Source organism: Anaerobutyricum soehngenii (assembly GCF_009697165.1).
Classification (GTDB): Bacteria; Bacillota; Clostridia; order Lachnospirales; family Lachnospiraceae; genus Anaerobutyricum; species Anaerobutyricum soehngenii.
On record NZ_VULP01000008.1, the window covers coordinates 48,301 to 64,306 of the forward strand.

Below are 16,006 nucleotides of genomic sequence, written 5' to 3' on the forward strand. Positions count from 1 at the left end.
CAGTGCATAACATATTTTTCTATGAAAAGTCTCTAGACAATCTCTTTTCCTTGCAAAAAGAAGTATCCATACTATGTAAAGCATTATAAAGCTTTGTTATCATCTCCACACATAGATCCTGACTTCCATAATAAAGTTCCCATAAATGCTGGCAGGTTTCCTTATCACCTGGATGAATCTCCCTTGGAATAAAATGATGATGTATCTCTAATTCCGGACATACATATCCACCAATTATCATTGCGATTGCTCTTTTGACTCCAAATCCAGAACGAAATATGTGATTAATTACCAGCTTCATATGAAAAAGGCTTACCCGTATTTGTTTCGCAGATTTTTTAAAATACGGTGCAATCACCATTGCGATCTCCTTCCTGTTTTTTACATGACAGGCTCTTTTATAATGATCTAAATCCTCTCCGGCTTTTTGTAAAACCTGAAAATCCCAATCTGTTTCGATTTCTGTATGACTGATTCCGGTTTCTTTTATCCGCTTTCTTACATAAGGATGACAGGTACTATCCAAAATAAAATGTGTCATAAAGCCAGCAAGATATGCGCAGGCAGCCCTTTTATTTTTCTGAACCTGAAATACTTTAAAAGCTCTTTTAAAGAACTCTCTTGCGGGTTCATGATGCACTTTTATTCCATATTGATTTACACTGTTTTTATGATAAGAATGATAATAAAATAATATATCCGGACCATGTACTCCTATATTATAATAATCCATATAAGGTTCTATACTTTTTTGTATCTGTTCCGGAAGTTTATTAAAAACATCCTGCCCATATGCATAATGTGTATATGTTGTCGGCATACTATCTCTTCCTTTCTTATTTCCTTATTTTACGGCACTCCGTATAATAACGTTTATCCTGTGCATGTCCCATAGAAAATGTCTTTCTTGGAAGTGCTCCGTCATGAATCACTGTAGGAAAAAGTTCTTCTTTTCCCATATCCGGCAAAATAAATCCGATACTGTTTTTTTCTTTAGCAAGGCCTTCTACCACATCCTCTCCATGAATGTAATCAATCTTTCCACCATTTTGTGCCAGATAACTATCAAGAAATCTCTGAAGGCTTCCTACGGTCAATTTTGATGTCGGGCGATCTATCACACATTTCTTTTTCTTTCCTTTATAGATCGTATAAAAAGTCTGTCCTTTTCCTTCTTTTTTAATATGCAAAGCGACACTCATTTTACTTAATAAATCTTCTACATCAACGTCCGTAACGATACGGTGAATTGCCTCAAACTGCAATGCCGGGCTGTGAAGATTCACAATCTCTACAAGCGCATATCTTGCAGGATGATCAGAAAAATCCTCATCTGGATATGCTGCTTTTAACTGCTCGTAATACTCTTTTGCAGCAGCAAGAGAATGATTTCCGTCTCCTACCGCAAATAATAATACCGGGCGGTTTTTCACATGATATTTATCTCCAAAACATTTCGCATCCGCAAGAAAAGAAAGAGCTTTCTGGATTCTTTCCTGTTCTTTTTCTCCAAGAAGATATCCTCTAAGATGACCGCCTCCTAACATAAGATCAAAATCATACAGAAGAGGGAGGCTTTCCTTTTCAACTGCACAAGGTTCTATTACGTGTTTTCCAGCATCGTCTACTAAAAGCATAACATGCGGAAGTTCTACTACTGCATTTTTACGAATTTCCACTCTTGCCGGAATTCTTTCTGCTACCGTTGCTTCCGTTGCTCTTATAAAAGAAGTACTTTTTTTGCGATAATCATATTGCTCTAAATCAATCTTTCCTACAATTCCAGAACGCACCTTTCCACTGCTGTCTGTTCGTTCCACATAAATCATAGCATCTTTGTATTCTGCAAAAACCTGTTCATGCAAATATTTATTCATGGAAGATTCAATTGTTTTAAGCTGTTTTTCGTGATCATCATGCCCTAAATATACTTCCGGCAAAATCATATCTAAAGTAGACGGATGTTCTGCTACATTTGCCTTTACTTTCTCCCAATATTCCGGTTCGCTTGTAAACTGGTCACAGGCAATTACGGACCACTTTTCCATATCTATTGTTTTTTCTGGCAGTAAAATATCTGCCGCTTGAAATACCGTATCCATTACCCTTGTTCTCCTTATTCTCTCTTTTCTTTCTTTTGCTCTTCAATTCTTTCAGCAAGATCATTTAAATATACCCACCGTTCCATTTTATCAGAAAGTTTGGCTTCCGTCTTCTCTTTTTCCTGCATAAATTCATTCAATTTTATGAAATCTGTTGCACATTTACTAATCTGCCCATCAAGTTCAGCAATTTTTTCCTCTAACTTTTCAATATCTTCATCTATCGTTTCAAATTCTTTTTGTTCTTTATAGGTAAATTTTAATAGCTTTTCTTTGTTTTTAGATGCAAGCCATTTTTCTCTTCCTTCTTTTTTCTTCTCATTATTCTTTTTAATATGAAGACCCGCACCAGAATCAACACTTTCAATTGCATCCGTTTCTATCTTCCCTGATTTCTCCTGATATTCTGTATAATCCCCTTCATAAATCACTATTCTTTCCTCTTCGAAAGCAGCAATCCGATCTACCGTACGATCAAGGAAATAACGGTCATGTGATACTGTTATCACAATTCCCGCAAATTCGTCAAGGAACTCTTCAAGAACTCGTAAAGTAGCAATATCAAGATCATTGGTAGGCTCATCAAGAATTAAAACATTAGGAGACTGCATCAAGACTTTCAACAAATATAATCTTCGTCTTTCCCCACCAGAAATTTTCGCAATTGGTGTATATTGCATATCTGAACTAAATAAAAACCTTTCCAGCATTTTTGATGCACTGACTAACCCTTCTGATGTACGTACATACTCTGCTGCATCTTTAATATAATCAATCACCCGTTGTCTTTCATCCATTATTTCGCATTCCTGCGCAAAATAACCGATTCTTATCGTTTCACCCCATTCGATACTTCCGGAATCCGCAGATTCTAAATTTGATAAAATCTTCATTAAAGTAGACTTACCACATCCGTTATGACCAACAAATCCAATTCTTTCAAAGCGTTTAAATATATAAGAAAAATGTTCAAAAAGCACTTTATCTCCATATGCCTTTGAAATATCGTAAACCTCTATTGTCTTCTTTCCAAGTCTGGTTCCTACCGAACCCATTTCCACCTGTTTTGCCGTTTTAGGAGAATCCATTGCTTTTAACTGCTCAAAACGTTCAAGACGTGCTTTTTGTTTTGTAGATCTCGCTCTGGCGCCTCGCATTACCCACTTTACTTCGTTACGAAGAATACTTTGCCGCTTTCTTTCAGAAGCTAACTGCCTCTCTTCCCGCTCTGCTTTTCTTTCCAGATACCCGGAATAATTCTCATCATAATAATAAACTTTTCCACCATCAACTTCCCATATATGATTCGTTACTTTATCAAGAAAATACCGGTCGTGTGTTACCATTAAAAGAACACCTCGAAAACTTCTCAAATAATTTTCAAGCCAATCAGACATCTTATTATCTAAATGGTTCGTTGGCTCATCCAGAATCAAAATATCCGGTTTCTGCAGCAATACTTTACAAAGTGCAGCTCTTTTCTTTTGTCCACCTGAAAGATTCTTTATCTTTTCATCAAACTGCTCAAGCTCTAATACTGTAAGCATTGCCTTAGCATCACTCTCATATCCATAATCTTCTTCGATCTTTTTTCCTTCACAAACATATTTTAAAATACTGCTGTCTTCATCGAATTCCGGATTCTGCCCCAGCCAACCAATAGTCAGACCATTAGAAAATATGATTTTCCCTTCATCAGCTTCTTCCTCTCCTGCGATAATCCGAAGAAGCGTAGACTTTCCAGTACCATTAATTCCAATAATCCCAATTTTATCTCCCTCATCTACACTACAGGAAAGATCTTCAAGAACCAGCTTATCTCCATATAGCTTTGAAATATGTTCTACATTTATTACACTCATGACAAACTCCCATTTTCTAAAACTTTATAATAACAAAAAAAGCTGAAAACCGCAAAGGTCTTCAGCTTCTTCCAACAATGCAGTTGATGGGACTTGAACCCATACCCAGTTAGCCCGGACTAGATCCTTAGTCTAGCGCGTATGCCAATTCCGCCACAACTGCTTATCAGCGAATATCTTTCACTCACCAACGAAAACTATTATAACATAATGTATTTTAGAATGCAAGTATTTTTTTATTAAAATACTAATTTGCTGGGGACACAGACGCCGCTTTGGTAGAAGATATTGAGCTGAATTGTAGTAAGTCTTCTAAAGAAATAAAGAATTGTGATAAGTTTGATTTTTTTTCTTTATCATAATTTTCTTACAATTCAGTATAAAATTTTGTTTCAGCGGCTGTCTGGTTTTGATAACAAATAACAAATTAGTATTTTAATCTGAGAGAGAAATAAGGGGGTTGCTCAGAATTCTATGATTTTCGTCAGAATGAAAATCTCCGGAAGGTCATATCCTTCTGGCACATTCCATGTTGTTAAACTGTAGATTTGTATAGTCAGAAAAAAGAAAACATACCCTATCCCAGATGCGGCTTCGGAGCGGGTTTAAGATGCGAACAAGCATTTTAAACACAGCGACTACAGAGCAGATGGGATAGGGTATGTTTTCTTTTTTTCGTCTATACGAAATCTACAACTCAGTATTTATTTAAAATATTCTACTCCACTTTCGAATATCTTCTGATCCTGTTTTGCGTAGATATTCTTTGCGATATTGTCTCCGATACGTTCGGAATGTGCCATCTTACCAAGGACACGACCATCTGGACTGGTAATACCCTCAATAGCATAATAAGAACCATTTGGATTGAAACGGTCATCCATTGTAGGTTCGCCATTTAAGTTAACATACTGTGTTGCAACCTGACCATTCTTAAATAATTTCTCAATCCATTCCTGACTGGCAACAAAACGACCTTCACCATGAGATGCAGGGATTGCATAAACCTGATCAAGTACTGCTTTGCGAAGCCATGGGGACTTATTTGTTACTACTTTTGTATATACCATAGTAGACACATGACGGCCAATCTCATTCATTGTAAGCGTTGGTGAATCTGCTGTCTGGTTTACGATTTCTCCATAAGGAACAAGTCCCAGTTTGATCAATGCCTGGAAACCATTACAAATACCAAGTGCAAGGCCATCTCTTTCATTAAGAAGTTTCATAACAGCTTCTTTAATCTTTTCATTTCTGAATACAGTAGCAAAGAACTTCGCTGAACCTTCTGGTTCATCACCTGCACTAAATCCACCTGGGAACATAATGATCTGAGCCTGGCTGATTGCTTTTTCAAATGCATCTACAGAATCAAGGATATCAGATTCTGACTGATTCTTAAATACGAGTGTCTCTACTTCTGCTCCTGCACGACGGAAGGCTTTTGCAGAGTCATATTCGCAGTTTGTTCCAGGAAATACTGGAATAAATACTTTTGGTACAGCAACTTTATTCTTGCATACATAAATATCATTTGTGCGATATAATGGCTGTGATACATTATGTTTGCCTTCATTTGTTTTTGTAGGGAATACAGATTCTAACGGTGCCTGCCATGTATCACACATCTCTTTTAATGAAATTTCTTCTTCACCAACCTGGAAGAATGGATCATCTGTAACTCGTCCTACGAATGCATTTGGAAGAGCGGACATTTCATCCATCCAGTCCGTAGGAATCTCTACAAGAATAGAACCATAATATTTCTTTGTAAGGTCTTCAAGTTTAAAGTCTTTCATAAACTTCACACCATACATATTTCCAAAGCTCATCTTGCTTATTGCTTCAATCAATCCGCCTGAACCAAGTGCATATGCTGATGCGATAACATCTCTACGCATTAATTTATGAATTGTATCATAAATCTCTCCTGCTTTTTTATAATCAGGAATACCATATTCATCAAAAGGAATATCGATACGTAACAGATTATTGCCTGCTTTCTTCAATTCAGGAGTTACAACATGAGAAGCCTTTGTGTAATCAACTGCAAAGGATACTAATGTTGGTGGTACATCAATATCTTCAAAGGAACCTGACATACTGTCTTTTCCTCCGATCGAAGGAATTCCAAATCCTTTCTGTGCATTATAAGAACCAAGTAATGCAGCAAATGGTTTACCCCATCTCTTTGGATCTGTGCCAAGTTTCTCAAAATATTCCTGGAATGTAAGACGAATCTTACGGAAGTCTCCTCCGGCTGCTACAATCTTCGCAACAGATTCAAGAACAGCATATACTGCTCCATGATATGGACTCCAGCTTGACAGATATGGGTCAAATCCATAAGACATCATTGTTGTAAACTCTGTTTTGCCTTCTAAAACAGGCAGTTTTGCTGTCATTGTCTGAATTGGAGTAAGCTGTGTCTTTCCACCAAATGGCATCGTAACTGTTCCAGCTCCGATAGAACTGTCAAACATTTCTACAAGACCTTTCTTGGAACATATATTAAGATCAGAAAGAGTTTCTTCCCACATTTCTTTTACATTTTTAAGTTCAGTCTGCTTTTTATAGTAGCATTCTTTCTCGTCAGGCATCTCTACTTCAACCGTAGTCTCCTGATGTGCACCATTCGTATCTAAGAAAGCACGTGAAAGATTTACGATTTCTTTGCCTCTCCAGGACATTACAAGACGTTTCTCTTCTGTTACTTCTGCAACAACTGTTGCTTCAAGGTTCTCTTCTGCTGCATAGGAAAGGAACTGCTCTACATCTTTTTTATCAAGTACAACTGCCATACGTTCCTGAGATTCTGAAATCGCAAGCTCTGTTCCATCAAGACCTGCATACTTTTTCGGCACTTTATCAAGATCAATGCGAAGTCCGTCTGCAAGCTCACCGATTGCTACAGATACACCACCGGCACCAAAGTCATTACACTTCTTAATAAGAGAACTTACCTCTCCACGACGGAATAATCTCTGAATCTTACGTTCTGTAGGGGCATTACCTTTCTGTACTTCTGCACCGCAGGTATCAATAGACTTTGTTGTATGTGCCTTAGAAGAACCTGTTGCTCCACCACAACCATCACGACCGGTACGTCCACCTAAAAGCACAATGATATCTCCCGGATCAGAAGTTTCTCTGATAACATTCTTTCTTGGAGCTGCACCAATAACTGCACCAATCTCCATACGCTTTGCAACATAACCTGGATGATATACTTCGTCTACCAATCCTGTGGCAAGACCGATCTGGTTACCATAGGAACTATATCCTTTCGCTGCACCTGTAGTCAGCTTTCTCTGTGGCAGCTTGCCCTTCATGGTGTCTGCCATCGGAACAGTAGGGTCTGCACAACCTGTGACACGCATTGCCTGATATACATAGGAACGTCCTGATAATGGATCACGGATTGCTCCTCCAAGACAGGTAGCAGCACCACCAAATGGTTCAATTTCTGTTGGATGGTTATGAGTCTCATTCTTAAAACTGATAAGCCATTCTTCTGTCTTATCTTCAAATTCTACAGGAACAACAATGCTGCAGGCATTAATCTCTTCACTTTCTTCCATGTTATCAAGAAGTCCATCCTGTTTTAACTTCTTCATTCCCATAAGTGCAAGATCCATCAGACAGATAAACTTATCTTTTCTGTCTCCATATACTTCCGTACGGTCAGCAAGATATTCATTATATGTTTTTTCAAAGAGAGGCTTGTAATATCCATCACCAAAAGCAACATCTTTTAATTCTGTTGAAAATGTTGTATGACGACAGTGATCAGACCAGTAAGTGTCTAATACACGAATCTCTGTCATAGAAGGATTTCTGCTTTCTTCTCCCTGATAATAATTCTGGATATAACGGAAATCTTCAAATGTCATTGCAAGACCTAAAGAATCATAAAGCTTCTTCAATTCTTCTTCCGGCATATCTTTAAATCCATCAAAAATCGCAACATCAGCCGGATCTTCATAATCCATAACTAATGTTTCCGGTTTCTTCTCGTCTGCTTCTCTGGAATCTACTGGATTGATACAGTATTCTTTAATCTTCTCCAATTCTTCATCACTGATATTGCCAGAGAAAACGTAGGTTGTTGCAGAACGAATGATTGGTTCTTCCTTCTCATCAAGAAGCTGAAGACACTGTACTGCTGAATCTGCTCTCTGATCAAACTGTCCAGGAAGAAATTCTACGCTAAATACTTTATCTCCATCTTTCTTAGGGAAATCTTCCTCATATAAATCATCTACAGGCGGTTCTGAGAATACGGTAACTGCCGCTTTTTTCATAGTTTCTGCTGAGACATTCTGCACATCATAGCGAATTAACTCTCTAACATCACTGACATCCTCTATGGAAAGATATGCCTTTAATTCTTCTGCAAGTTCTTTTGCTTTTACCGCATATGACGATTTCTTTTCCACATATAATCTCTTTACCTGACTCATTACATCCTCCAAGTATGTTTAATTAAATTGTGGGGACAATTTATTAATCAGCCCCATATTTTCTGTTTAAATTATCATATCACTTTTTTATTCTATTTCCTATGGTTTTATATCAGTTTCTATAAAACCATGAATTCTTACAAAAATCGACGACAAAATTTCAAAAAATTTTTAGATTTTTTACAGATGAATTCTCTTGATTATCTGAAATACCAAAAGATTTGAATAGACAACAGGCCTTGTCTCTGCGTAAAAAATGATACCGTCTGTTGGTGCTGTAACTTCCGAAATAATTTCTCCGCTATCTGCCTTCATGATCTGCGCCAAAACATCCCCCCGGCTTACTTCCTGACCACACTCTGCTTTTCTTATAAAGATACCTGCCGCCTCTGTCATAATTGGCTCCAGATCACTTTCCTTTAAAACACTTGCGATATATCCACTATGAGAATAATAACGGATAATACCCATTCTTGTAAGAAAACGCAGAATAGAAGAAACTGCCTGTGTTGCAAGCTCATCATCAATTTTCCCTGTCATTCCTGTGTATAAAGAAAATGCTTCTGTTCCATTTCTTTGCCAGTTGTTATGTAATGTCGTTCTGTCAAACGGTCTGCTTTTTGCTTCAATAACATAGGGAAGTCCGAACAGATTGGCAAGACTGGTGCTTCCATGTTCCGGGTCAAGAAGACGGATATGTGGCATAAAAGTTCCTCCAAGATAAAAAGAAGGTAAATGAATTCCATACCGGTACCCTCTTGTTGTTTCCATAATTGCATATGCCACACGACTTCCTGATTCACCTGACGGATTCCCCGGAAACAACCTGTTTAAGTCCGTATCATCAGAAATCCAGAAACGTTTACCAAAATCCATCGACATATTGTTTACGGAAGGAATTACTAAAATACCATTCTCTCCTACCATATCTCCATGCTTTTCTATCTTTTTTAATACATCGATCAGTTTTGAACAAATATATAATTGCTGATATTCATTTCCCCTCAAAGCTCCCACAATGCAAGCAGAGCGTTCTTTCCCTTCATTTTTTCCGAAATAATATCCTTTTACATTAATTTCCTGCTGAAAAGGAGATTCCATCGAATACAATATTTTTTCTTCCATTATGCCCAGTCCTCCTTTTGCTATTCATATTTTCCGGCAGGTCTTTCTGCCTTGCAGATTCTTGCCAGAAGTTCTCCCTCACAAACCGCCGGATATTCTCTCAAACTAAAAATCATTCCGTCACAGGAAGACTTTACCTCCTCAAGCTCTGCCCCAAGAATCGGCCGCACGATACAGCCAAGTACCTGATTTTCTCTTACAAAACTTCCAATCTGTATTTTAGGAATAAAAATTCCACTCGTATTACAGTGAATAACTTCCACATCGTTTTTCTTTACTGTCACTGTTTTTTTCGTAGGAGAAACTTCTCCTTCAAAAACTTCCAGTTCCTTCATCATCCGAAAAATACCATCTATTACCTTTTTACAGTACTCATAATCAATTTTAAGTGCAATCCCCGACTCAATCACCAGGTTCGGGATACCTTTTCTCCGAAGGCTGTACGCAAGACTTCCTTCCCAAACAGAAGAAGAATTACTGTTCATCCATAAAACTGGAATCCCTGACTTTTGCGCAAGCTCTGTCACTTTTTTCCCTGCATTCTCCGGCACTCGTATCTGGGGAAGTTCCCGAATAAAAATATCACTTGAATGGATATCAATACAAAAATCTGAACCTTTTAAATCCTCAATTACTTCTGCTGCCATATATTCTATCGTATGTCCATGATGACTTCCCGGAAACATCGCATTCATATCAAGAGCTCCTGGAGCATTACGCTTTCTGATTTCCAGTGCCATAGGAGCCACACATGGATATACATCTACAATTCCTTTCAGATTCTCTCTTTCCTCTTTAATCCGCCGAATCAGTTCATAACAAATATACTGTCCTTGCAGTTCATCACCATGAACACCTGCAACAATACTTAATCTCGGCATATTTTCCTGTATCGTATCCGGCTCTAACCTGTTCTTCTTTATTTTTATCGGAAGTCCTACCGGCATCTGTGCCGTCATTACTGTCTCTATCATATATAGTCTCCCCTCTGTCAATCAAAAAAATTTCTGTTGTTTCTTATATTGACCTTTTTAATTTTGTAAGCTATCATTAGCTTCGTATAGAATATACTATAAAATTATGTTTTGCAAATTTTATATAAGGAGGAACCATATCATGGATAAAATAGCAAGTTTTACCGTAAATCATTTAGATTTAATCCCGGGAGTATACGTTTCAAGAAAGGATTATGTAGGAAAAGAAGTTCTCACCACCTTTGACCTTCGTATGACCGCTCCAAACAGAGAACCCGTTATGAACACAGCAGAACTTCACACAATTGAACATCTTGCCGCAACGTATTTAAGAAATAATGACGAATGGAAAGAAAAAGTCATTTACTTTGGACCAATGGGCTGCCGTACTGGATGTTATCTTATCCTTGCAGGTGACTATGAATCTAAAGACGTTGTTAGTCTTGTACGCGATACTTTTGCTTTTATCGCTGATTACGAAGGTGAAATTCCTGGAGCTGCTGCAAAAGACTGCGGAAATTATCTTGATCAGAATCTTCCAATGGCCAATTATCTTGCAAAAAAATATTTAAAAGAAGCGTTAAACAATCCTTCTGAAAAAAATCTGATTTATCCTGAATAATATTTTAACTTTTTCACATACTACCTCCGTACCTGATAAATGTACTCTCGAAATTATTTTGGTACTGACAGAATTTAATTACAAAAGTAAGTGCAAGAAAGACTCCGAGAGTACATTCTTGAAAAAAGGAGGATTTATCATGAAAAGTTCAAAGAAAACCTATCAGGAAGTCGCAGAAGCATGCAGCAAATATGAACCGGTATCTGAGGAATCCGCATTTAAAAATTCTTCCTGCGAATGTAGTACTCCAAGCTGCTTAAACTGTACACATTTCACGAAGCAGGAGCACTGCGATTTAGACTTATATGATCAGATTGTAGAAAAAATTAAATAATTCTGGGTTGCCGCAGGCAAAGGGAGAGACGCGCCCAAAGAGAGAAGCACCGCTATATTTGTGACTCTATCACTGCGGGTTGAATGTTCGCTTATCCGCTCGCATTCAATCCTCGCTCTAAGGCCACAAATATAGCGGTGCTTCTCTCTTTGGGCGCTGTTCTTTGGCTAGATCAGGCTCAGGATTCTACCACTTTCTCATGTCATCATCCCCAAATCTTTTCACCTGATTTTGGAAAGGAGACACAAGAGACAGGGTATCAATGAAACCAAAGTTATAAAAATACTGTAATATGTAACAATAAATTTCGTATCGGTTTTTAATATTTTATTTTTGGAAAATCCACAACTTTCTAGAAAATCTCCAAGATTAAATTCTGAATTTGCAGGTATAACTGAACAGCTCTTAAAGAGAGCAGATCCCCTATATTTGTGACCTTAGAGCAGCGTCACAAATATAGGGGATCTGCTGTTTGTTTTGCTACGCAACTCAAGATTGATCTGGCTTGCCAAATCAGAATCCAATGTTGTATAATACCCTTAGTGGTAATTTTTTTCAATATACAGGGGGTTTTTATTATGCAGTTACTTAAAGTTTATTATGCGTATTTTAGTCCGGGAAATACTACAGAAAAAGTTCTTTCCCGAATTGCGTCATCTTTTGAAAACTATCCAGTGGAATCTATCAATCTTACAAGTTATGATGAACGCCAGCAAGAACATCATTTTAAAGAAAATGAACTTCTTATCATCGGTGTACCTGCCTACGGTGGCAGAGTTCCCGTTCCAGTTGTCGATGCATTAAGCCGCTTTTCCGGTTTAAATACACCTGTCGTCCTTGTTGCAACATATGGAAATCGTGACATTGATGATACGTTGATGGAATTAAAGAAAAATGTAACAGATAAAGGATTTATCCCAGTTGGTGCAGCTTCTTTTGTATGCCAGCATACCTTCTTAAAGGAATGTGCCGAAGGCAGACCAGATGAAGAAGATTTAAAAATGGCCAAAGAATTTGGTGATAAATTAAAAGAACGCCTTCGTCTTCTCGTTACATATGATACCTCTAACTTAGAAGTTCCTGGCTCTTTTCCATACACAAAGCCACCTATGGGTGAATTTCCATTCAAAGTTGAAACAAACGACTACTGTATCTACTGTATGCTTTGTGCCGATGTATGCCCGGTAAAAGCAATCAGTGACAGCAATCCAAAAGACATTGATAACAGCAAATGTCTCCGCTGTGGCTCTTGCCTTAGAATCTGCCCAACACAGGCAAAGTCCTTTACAGAAGAGCCATTTAAAGCGTTACAGCAGAAATTAGCACCACTTTGTGGAATAAGAAAAGAAAACTGGTATACCATAGTATAAATCCTGATTTGTAGATTTCGTATAGACGAAAAAAGAAAGAATACCATATCCCATCTGCTCTGTAGTCGCTGTATTTAAGATGCTCGTCGGCATCTTAAATACACTCCGAAACCGCATCTGGGATATGGTATTCTTTCTTTTTTCTGACTATTCCAAGTCCACAGTTGGTGAGAATGGGAATTCTCCAGAAGATTATGGATTATCGGGGAATTAAAGTCTAAAGGATTGACATTCAAATTGTTGTATGTGACTGAATTGTATTTAATCTTCTTTTCTTTGCTATACTTTCCTTACAATTCAGCAAAAAGTTCTATTACAGCGGCTGTCTAACCTCATTCTACAAATCATTTAAAAAAATAAGAGAGAGGAGTTTGTCCAGAAATCTACGATTTTTATTCAGATAAAATCTCCAGAAGAAATGCGTCAATTCTTCAGAATTTAATTTCCCGGAAAGTCATATCCTTCTGGTACATACCACGTTGCCAACTGTAGATTTAGAATAGCCAGAAAAAAGAAAAAATAATACATCCCAGATGCGGCTTCGGAGCGTGTTTAAGATGCGGATGAGTATCTTAAACACAGCGACTACAGAGCAGATGGGATGTATTATTTTTTCTTTTTTCGTCTATTACCAAATCTACAAATCAGTATCTATTGGAATAATGGTGTTGAGTAATATCTATCGCCGTTATCTGGAAGGAGTACTACGATAGTCTTTCCTTCATTCTCCGGACGTTTTGCAACTTCTACGGCTGCATATAACGCCGCTCCTGAGGAAATACCTGTAATAATACCTTCTGCTTTGGCAAGTTCTTTCCCGTATTCAAATGCTTTTTCATTCTCTACAGGGAAAACTTCATCATAAATCTTTGTATTTAATACATCTGGAACGAATCCTGCACCGATTCCCTGAATCTTATGTGCGCCGCCATGTCCCTGTGATAATACAGGAGATGTTGCTGGCTCGATTGCGATGACTTTCACATCTGGATTCTGTTCTTTTAAGTATTCTCCGATACCAGTTACTGTTCCGCCAGTACCAACACCAGCTAAGAAGATGTCTACCTTACCCTCTGTGTCATTCCAGATTTCTGGTCCAGTGGTTGCCTTATGTGTCGCAGGATTCGCCGGATTTACAAACTGTCCAGGAATAAAGCTTCCAGGAATCTCTTTGGAAAGCTCCTCTGCTTTTGCGATTGCTCCTGACATTCCCTTTTCGCCTGGAGTCAGAACAATCTCTGCACCGTAGGCTTTTAAAATATTTCTTCTTTCTACACTCATAGTTTCCGGCATAGTAAAGATAGCTTTGTAACCTTTTGCCGCTGCGATTGCTGCTAAACCAATTCCTGTGTTACCAGAAGTAGGTTCAATAATTGTGGCACCTTCTTTTAAGAGCCCCTTCTTTTCTGCATCTTCAATCATTCCGTTTGCAATACGGTCTTTTACACTTCCTGCTGGATTAAAATATTCAAGTTTTAATAATAATGTTGCTTTTAATCCTAACTTTTTCTCTAAATTTACTGCCTCAACTAAAGGTGTATTTCCAATTAATTCCTGAATTCCTTTATAAACCTTTGCCATGATAAGCGCCCCCTATTATTCTGCTACAGCTTTGAAAGCTTCATCTAAGTCTTCAATGATATCATCAATATGTTCTGTTCCGATAGATAAACGGATTGTATTTGGTTTAATTCCCTGATCTGCCTGCTCCTGCTCATTAAGTTCTGCATGTGTTGTAGATGCCGGATGGATTACCAAAGATTTTACATCAGCTACGTTAGCAAGTAAAGAGAATAATTCCAGATTATCAATGAACTTTCTTGCTGTCACATCATCACCTTTAATTTCAAATGTGAAAATAGATCCAGCGCCATTCGGGAAGTATTTCTTATATAATCTCTGCTGTTCAGGATCTTCAGATACAGAAGGATGATTAATCTTCTCCACTAATGGCTGATTCTTTAAGTACTCTACAACTTTAAGAGCATTCTCTACATGACGTTCTACACGTAAAGAAAGTGTTTCTAAGCCCTGTAAGAAAACAAATGCATGAATTGGAGAAAGTGTTGCTCCGGTATCTCTTAAAAGAATCGCACGAATTCTTGTAACAAATGCGGCAGGTCCTGCTGCATCTACGAAGCTGATTCCATGATAGCTTGGGTTTGGTTCAGTAAGCTGTGGAAACTTACCAGATGCTTTCCAATCAAACTTACCACCATCTACGATAACACCACCAATACTTGTTCCATGTCCGCCAATAAACTTAGTTGCGGAATGAATAACGATGTCTGCTCCATGTTCTAATGGTCTTAAAAGATAAGGTGTTCCGAATGTATTATCAATTAATAACGGAATGTTATGTTTGTGAGCAATCTCTGCTACTGCTTCAATATCTGTTACCTCAGAGTTTGGATTTCCAAGTGCTTCTATATATAACGCCTTTGTATTTTCTTTAATTGCTGCTTCAAATTCTTCTGGTTTTAAAGGATCAACGAAAGTTGTCTCTACGCCGTAGTCTACTAATGTGTGAGCAAGTAAATTATATGTACCGCCATAAATATTTTTAGCTGCTACAATGTGGTCACCTGCTAAAGCTACATTCTGAATAGCATATGTTACTGCTGCTGCTCCGGAAGCTGTTGCTAATGCTGCAACACCACCTTCAAGGGCTGCAACCCTCTGCTCGAAAATATCTACTGTAGGATTTGTTAATCTTCCGTAAATATTACCTGCATCTTTTAAACCAAAACGATCTGCTGCATGCTGTGAATTATGGAATACGAAAGAAGATGTCTGGTAAATAGGTACTGCTCTTGCATCTGTTACAGGATCTGCACTTTCCTGTCCAACGTGTAACTGTAATGTTTCAAATTTAAAATCTCTATCCTTATATGTTTTCTTTGCCATTTTCTTATCCTCCATATTATGTACTCTTTATATTTTAATCTTTAAATTTCTAATTAAATATTCTCTCTACAACAGCAGCACATACACATTCGATCATCCTTATGTATGAATTTTCTCTTTGAATTTACTAAATTCATGTCTGCCACCTCTCTTTGTTTTGTGTTTCTTTGTTTCATGGGCTTATCATACCAGAAGTATCCTACTATGTCAATAGGAAATATATGATTTTTATTTTTTTCTTTTTTAT

At 37.7% G+C, this 16,006-nt stretch carries 11 protein-coding genes and 1 tRNA gene; 3 read left to right on the plus strand and 9 right to left on the minus strand.

Annotated features, from left to right (window positions below; translation table 11 throughout):
• Positions 1 to 19: 19 nt before the first annotated feature.
• The 7 genes from FYJ25_RS05625 to FYJ25_RS05655 all read right to left on the minus strand — a co-directional run bounded on the left by FYJ25_RS05625 (position 20) and on the right by FYJ25_RS05655 (position 10,526).
• Entirely contained in the window at positions 20 to 820 is an 801-nt protein-coding gene (locus FYJ25_RS05625; RefSeq protein WP_154580760.1) for a zinc dependent phospholipase C family protein, read from the minus strand.
• A 16-nt stretch (positions 821 to 836) separates the two neighbouring features.
• Positions 837 to 2,102 (minus strand): DUF1015 domain-containing protein, encoded by a 1,266-nt coding sequence (locus FYJ25_RS05630; RefSeq protein WP_154580761.1) that lies wholly within the window; start codon positions 2,100 to 2,102, stop codon positions 837 to 839.
• Positions 2,103 to 2,116: 14 nt separating this feature from the next.
• Positions 2,117 to 3,964 (minus strand): ABC-F family ATP-binding cassette domain-containing protein, encoded by a 1,848-nt coding sequence (locus tag FYJ25_RS05635; protein ID WP_154580762.1) that lies wholly within the window; start codon positions 3,962 to 3,964, stop codon positions 2,117 to 2,119.
• A gap of 78 nt (positions 3,965 to 4,042) precedes the next feature.
• Positions 4,043 to 4,127 (minus strand) — tRNA-Leu (locus FYJ25_RS05640).
• Between the two features lie 541 nt (positions 4,128 to 4,668).
• The gene (locus tag FYJ25_RS05645; protein WP_154580763.1) at positions 4,669 to 8,427 is read right to left on the minus strand and encodes a phosphoribosylformylglycinamidine synthase; all 3,759 of its coding nucleotides are present in this window, start codon (positions 8,425 to 8,427) and stop codon (positions 4,669 to 4,671) included.
• 180 nt (positions 8,428 to 8,607) lie between these two features.
• On the minus strand, positions 8,608 to 9,552 hold the full coding sequence (locus tag FYJ25_RS05650) for a M14 family metallopeptidase (protein ID WP_021907533.1): 945 nt from the start codon (positions 9,550 to 9,552) through the stop codon (positions 8,608 to 8,610).
• Positions 9,553 to 9,572: 20 nt separating this feature from the next.
• Positions 9,573 to 10,526 carry a M14 family metallopeptidase gene (locus tag FYJ25_RS05655; RefSeq protein ID WP_096240273.1) on the minus strand — a complete coding sequence of 318 codons (954 nt, stop codon included), beginning with the start codon at positions 10,524 to 10,526 and terminating at the stop codon, positions 9,573 to 9,575.
• A gap of 142 nt (positions 10,527 to 10,668) precedes the next feature.
• Here FYJ25_RS05655 and FYJ25_RS05660 point away from each other — a divergent pair, with 142 nt between their 5' ends.
• From FYJ25_RS05660 to FYJ25_RS05670, 3 genes are all read left to right on the plus strand, one after another.
• On the plus strand, positions 10,669 to 11,148 hold the full coding sequence (locus FYJ25_RS05660) for an S-ribosylhomocysteine lyase (protein WP_154580764.1): 480 nt from the start codon (positions 10,669 to 10,671) through the stop codon (positions 11,146 to 11,148).
• Between the two features lie 139 nt (positions 11,149 to 11,287).
• Positions 11,288 to 11,482 (plus strand): hypothetical protein, encoded by a 195-nt coding sequence (locus tag FYJ25_RS05665; RefSeq protein WP_021907530.1) that lies wholly within the window; start codon positions 11,288 to 11,290, stop codon positions 11,480 to 11,482.
• A 578-nt stretch (positions 11,483 to 12,060) separates the two neighbouring features.
• On the plus strand, positions 12,061 to 12,852 hold the full coding sequence (locus FYJ25_RS05670; RefSeq protein WP_154580765.1) for a 4Fe-4S binding protein: 792 nt from the start codon (positions 12,061 to 12,063) through the stop codon (positions 12,850 to 12,852).
• 651 nt (positions 12,853 to 13,503) lie between these two features.
• On the opposite strand, the gene cysK is transcribed toward FYJ25_RS05670, so the two are convergent.
• Entirely contained in the window at positions 13,504 to 14,433 is a 930-nt protein-coding gene (cysK, locus tag FYJ25_RS05675) for a cysteine synthase A (protein WP_096240281.1), read from the minus strand.
• A gap of 15 nt (positions 14,434 to 14,448) precedes the next feature.
• Positions 14,449 to 15,759 carry an O-acetylhomoserine aminocarboxypropyltransferase/cysteine synthase family protein gene (locus FYJ25_RS05680; protein ID WP_021907012.1) on the minus strand — a complete coding sequence of 437 codons (1,311 nt, stop codon included), beginning with the start codon at positions 15,757 to 15,759 and terminating at the stop codon, positions 14,449 to 14,451.
• Positions 15,760 to 16,006 lie beyond the last annotated feature (247 nt).

Excerpts from the sequence above, each read along its gene's own strand:
- FYJ25_RS05625 (WP_154580760.1), bottom strand. The coding sequence starts at position 820 with ATGCCGACAACATATACACATTATGCATATGGGCAGGATGTTTTTAAT.
- FYJ25_RS05630 (WP_154580761.1), bottom strand. The coding sequence starts at position 2,102 with ATGGATACGGTATTTCAAGCGGCAGATATTTTACTGCCAGAAAAAACA.
- FYJ25_RS05635 (WP_154580762.1), bottom strand. The coding sequence starts at position 3,964 with ATGAGTGTAATAAATGTAGAACATATTTCAAAGCTATATGGAGATAAG.
- FYJ25_RS05645 (WP_154580763.1), bottom strand. The coding sequence starts at position 8,427 with ATGAGTCAGGTAAAGAGATTATATGTGGAAAAGAAATCGTCATATGCG.
- FYJ25_RS05650 (WP_021907533.1), bottom strand. The coding sequence starts at position 9,552 with ATGGAAGAAAAAATATTGTATTCGATGGAATCTCCTTTTCAGCAGGAA.
- FYJ25_RS05655 (WP_096240273.1), bottom strand. The coding sequence starts at position 10,526 with ATGATAGAGACAGTAATGACGGCACAGATGCCGGTAGGACTTCCGATA.
- FYJ25_RS05660 (WP_154580764.1), top strand. The coding sequence starts at position 10,669 with ATGGATAAAATAGCAAGTTTTACCGTAAATCATTTAGATTTAATCCCG.
- FYJ25_RS05665 (WP_021907530.1), top strand. The coding sequence starts at position 11,288 with ATGAAAAGTTCAAAGAAAACCTATCAGGAAGTCGCAGAAGCATGCAGC.
- FYJ25_RS05670 (WP_154580765.1), top strand. The coding sequence starts at position 12,061 with ATGCAGTTACTTAAAGTTTATTATGCGTATTTTAGTCCGGGAAATACT.
- cysK (WP_096240281.1), bottom strand. The coding sequence starts at position 14,433 with ATGGCAAAGGTTTATAAAGGAATTCAGGAATTAATTGGAAATACACCT.
- FYJ25_RS05680 (WP_021907012.1), bottom strand. The coding sequence starts at position 15,759 with ATGGCAAAGAAAACATATAAGGATAGAGATTTTAAATTTGAAACATTA.